This window comes from Peribacillus sp. (genome assembly GCF_059453735.1).
Map to the genome: position 1 here is coordinate 1 of NZ_JAZVJO010000268.1, position 4,019 is coordinate 4,019.

Genomic DNA, 4,019 nt, shown 5'->3' on the forward strand with positions numbered 1-4,019 from the left:
GCAGTAATGATAGCACGCCTGCAGGCATCATCGCAGCGAACGTTCCGCCAAGGATAATCGCTGCTGAGATAATGACTGTTCCCATCTTCCTCATAGCGAGCAGCATGGCTTCTCTTACTGGCTGTTCTTTAAATTCATTAAGGCGATCCATTAGGAAGATGCTGTAATCAATTCCTAACGCGATAAGAATGACGAAAGCAAAAAATGGTACTGCCCAGCCGATTCCATCATAACCGAGTAGATCAACATATATTAACTCTGTGATAGAGGCAGCTGTATAGTATGTCAAAATTAATGATAAAATCAAGTAAATCGGCATGACCAATGAGCGCAGCATCAGGAACAAAATAATTGCAATACCTGACAGCATTAAAAGGACTGTACGGGAAAAATCAGCGTCCGATAGATTCCCAAGGTCATGATAAGTACTCGTTGTCCCGCCTATTGCTACTTCGGCATGTTCAAGCTTTGTATCCAATGTTGCTTGTTTAATCACGGCTTCGAGTTCATCAATTTTATTAATCGCATCATTTGAATACGGATTGTTCTTAAAAATCACATCGAGCGTCATGATTTTATGATCTCCAGGCAGATAGGTGTCCAAAACCTGTGAAAAATCATCACTTTCTAAAAGTTCTTTTGGAATATGAACCCCCGCTATACTATCTTCAACCGCTGCAAGACCAGATAAATAGCTTTCGGTTGAATTCAAACCATCATGTACCTGATCAAGCCCTTTAGAGCTTTTCGTCAAACCATTTGATAGTTCATTCATTTGACCATCAAGACCGGAAAAACCAGATAAAAGCTTCTGCTGTCCATTATTAATGCTATCGAGCCCTCCTTCGAACGAAGATAGGTTACCGATAATCTGATTTTGACCATTAGCTGCTGCATTTAAACCTGTTTGCAATTCACTAACGCCGGTAATCAACTTTTCAATCCCATCAGCCAATTTCGGTTGACCGCTTGCAATAGCTGCTAAGTTTTTATTGGCTGTACCAAGCCCTCCTTGGATAACAGCCAGGTTTTTGTTCAACTCCTTCATTCCAGCTGCTACCGGAACCAATCCGGATTCAACCCCTTGAACAGTTTGTTTAATCGTTTGGTAGTTACCATCAGTTAACAGATTCGGATTACTGTTTTCGAGTCCCTTAAAAGCTGAATCTAACTTGCTGAGTGACTTACCCATCGTGGTTAGATTGCTCTGAATCCCATCGTATTCTTTTCTAATCGTCCCTAATCCTGAAGCTGCTTCACGGTACCCCTTTGCTAATTGAGTTGTTCCTGCAGCCAACTCACGGAGATTCATATTTATTTCCTTAAGGCCTTTATTAATTTCTTTAGATCCCATTGAGCCGTCACGTATTCCCTGCTCGATTTTCCCTAAACCTGTTTGAACCTGACCGACGCCGCCTTTCAACTCGTCAGTGCCCTTTATCAGGCTGTCAATTCCATCCGTTGCTTGCTTAAGCTGCGGACTCGATTTCGATAGTTCACTTCCTGCTGTCTTAAGTCCATTGCTGATTTCTTCAATTCCTTCATTTCCTTTGCCGATGCCTTCCCCAAGCGTTGCGGCTTGATTTGGAACAAATAATTCCTTGATTGGCTCACCTGTTGGCCTGGTTACTGAACGTACAGTATCTACACCATCAACTTTACCCAAGGACTCACTGATTTTTTCAGCCAGGCCTATATATTCTTCAGAATTCATTTGTTCATCATTATCAATGACAATTTGAGTGGGCATCGATTGACCCGGTCCGAAACTTTCTGCAATGATATTGAAAGCCTTAATGGATGGAACATCATCTCCAGCTTCTTCCAGAGAGTTATAAGAAACCTCTCCATCATAAGTCAACAAAAAAGGAACACAGATGATTGCGACAAACGTCAAGGCAATGACCGGTCGATTTAGGGCAAATGTCCCAAGAAATCCCCAGAAACGACTCTCTTTATGTTCAAGTTTTCCTTTGGACGGCCAAAACAGTTTCATGCCGAACACTGCCATAAAGAACGGGACCACTGTATAAAGCGCTAATAAGAGAAATGCAACACCAATTGCTACGGCTGCCGCCGATTGATACAGTTTAAATGTGGAAAAACCAATCGCTGCGAACCCGATCATGACAGCTAGACCGCTATAGAATACCGTTTTTCCGCCAGTACGATAGGTTTCTACAATTGCCTCTAAAATCGATTCCTGCTTTGATAATTCTTCCTTATAACGACTTAAAAGTAAGATACAATAATCCGTCCCAATTCCAAATAACACAGCAACTAAGAAAATTTGCGTATAAGAGGAAATCGGAAAATCAAAACGATCGACTAAGAAAGCTACCACCGACTGAGAAGCCAAGTAGCTGAAGCCGACTGTAATCAGTGGAATAATTGGCGTAACAACTGAGCGGAATACCAGCAGGAGCACGACAAGAATAAAGACAACCGTAATCCCCTCTGTCTTCTTCAACCCCTCCTGCGAGTTTGTGTTCAAATCTTCAGAAATGATCCAATCACCTGTAAAGTAATGTTCCACTTTATTGTCTTCAATTCTGTCATATAGAGCTGCTAATACTTGCTTAGGTTCACGATCTTTTATATTCATTGTCAGGGAAACCAATACGGTTTTTCCGTCTTCTGAAACCAGCTGATCTTTTAAGGCAGGCTCATTAAAATGAGTGGCAATCCCCGCAATTCCTAACTTGATTTGATCCTTTTCAAGTGATTGTATTCCCTGCTCTATTTCTGACAGATCAGTATCAGATAATTTCTTTTCGCTTGTGAAGACAAGCGCGGCTGAAGAATCTCCTTCTTTTCGAATGTCATTCAGCAAATCAGCAGCTAGAGAAGAGGAATAGCCCTCAGGAACATCAAGGTTCCCCTTTTCACGGACTAAATCAGCCATCCCTGGAGCCGTAAGCAGTAATCCAGCGACAATGACAATCCAAGCAAATAAAATGACCCATTTTCCTTTTACGATTCCCCTCATTCTAATTCCTCCTGTTGATTTTTCTTCAGATCCACTAGTATCGTTGAGAGTTTTTCATAGGTGATGGTACTTTTATTAACAAGAAAAGCTTCAGCAAGATTGGAAGATGTACACGTTTCCTGCTTCTGTATGTACCTAAGCATATAAAATTAACCATTTGCCAAAGCGTCTGACAATTGATCCTTAATCAGCGATTCAGCCATCCTATTTACAATAAAAGACACCTTTGTATAGCGGTGAATTAATTGAGTAACTTGATCTTTGTTCTCACCTATTCACACCTCTCATTTAGTCAACCTCGTTAACTATTAACATAACAAACTATAATATGGTAAATATTTACTGTCAAATTTAGGTGTATTTTCTTTTTGTTGTTTTTCAAATTGACGTTTGAAAAGTGGAGAAAACGGGCAGAAACAATATATAAAGTAAATCTATTGAGGAGGAATTGATTATGTCAAAACAAATGACTACAGATAACGAAAGCAGCAGTAAGCTATTAAAAGGGATTATTATCGGAGGTATTGTAGGCGGTGCTTTGGCGCTTCTTGATTCAACTACTCGTAAAAAAGTCACTGAAACAGCAGTGGATTTGAAAGATTCGTCAGTCGATATGTTCACACAAGTTAAAGAAAACCCAACTGAACTAAAAGACCAAATGATTGAACGCTTTAAATCAGCTTCAGAAACTTTGAAAGAAGCAATTAGTGATGCTCAAGATTTATATGCTACAGTCAACGAGAATATCTTTGGTAAAGTGAACGAAGTAAAAGAAATATCTACAGAAGCTCTATCAAGCGCAAAAGAAGTAACAGGAGAACTCAAAGGACTTACCAGTAAAGTAGCTGAAGCTGGAACACAATTAACTGAAACTGCACAAACAAATGACTCAAAAACAAGCACCTACGAACCTTCTTCAAAATTATAATAGTTGAAAAATAATTAACATCCATGAATTGAAGAGAAAGGTACCTTTCTCTTCAATTCATGGATGTTAATTATTTTTCAACTATTATAATTTTGAAGAAGG

3 protein-coding genes are annotated in these 4,019 nt (G+C 39.7%); 1 reads left to right on the top strand and 2 read right to left on the bottom strand.

Annotation, left to right across the window (positions count from 1 at the left end):
* A partial coding sequence (locus tag AC52RT_RS08470; protein WP_495540336.1) for an MMPL family transporter occupies positions 1–2,989 on the bottom strand: 2,989 nt, incomplete at its 3' end.
* Positions 2,986–3,132, bottom strand: a complete 147-nt coding sequence (locus AC52RT_RS08475; RefSeq protein WP_495540337.1) for a hypothetical protein — start codon at positions 3,130–3,132, stop codon at positions 2,986–2,988. The genes AC52RT_RS08470 and AC52RT_RS08475, both read right to left, overlap by 4 nt.
* Positions 3,133–3,443: 311 nt before the next feature.
* On the opposite strand from AC52RT_RS08475, the gene AC52RT_RS08480 reads away from it, so the two are divergent.
* Positions 3,444–3,917: a YtxH domain-containing protein gene (locus tag AC52RT_RS08480; RefSeq protein ID WP_495540338.1), complete on the top strand. Its 474-nt coding sequence runs from the start codon at positions 3,444–3,446 to the stop codon at positions 3,915–3,917.
* Positions 3,918–4,019 lie beyond the last annotated feature (102 nt).

Excerpts from the sequence above, each read along its gene's own strand:
- AC52RT_RS08475 (WP_495540337.1), bottom strand. The coding sequence starts at position 3,132 with ATGCTTAGGTACATACAGAAGCAGGAAACGTGTACATCTTCCAATCTT.
- AC52RT_RS08480 (WP_495540338.1), top strand. The coding sequence starts at position 3,444 with ATGTCAAAACAAATGACTACAGATAACGAAAGCAGCAGTAAGCTATTA.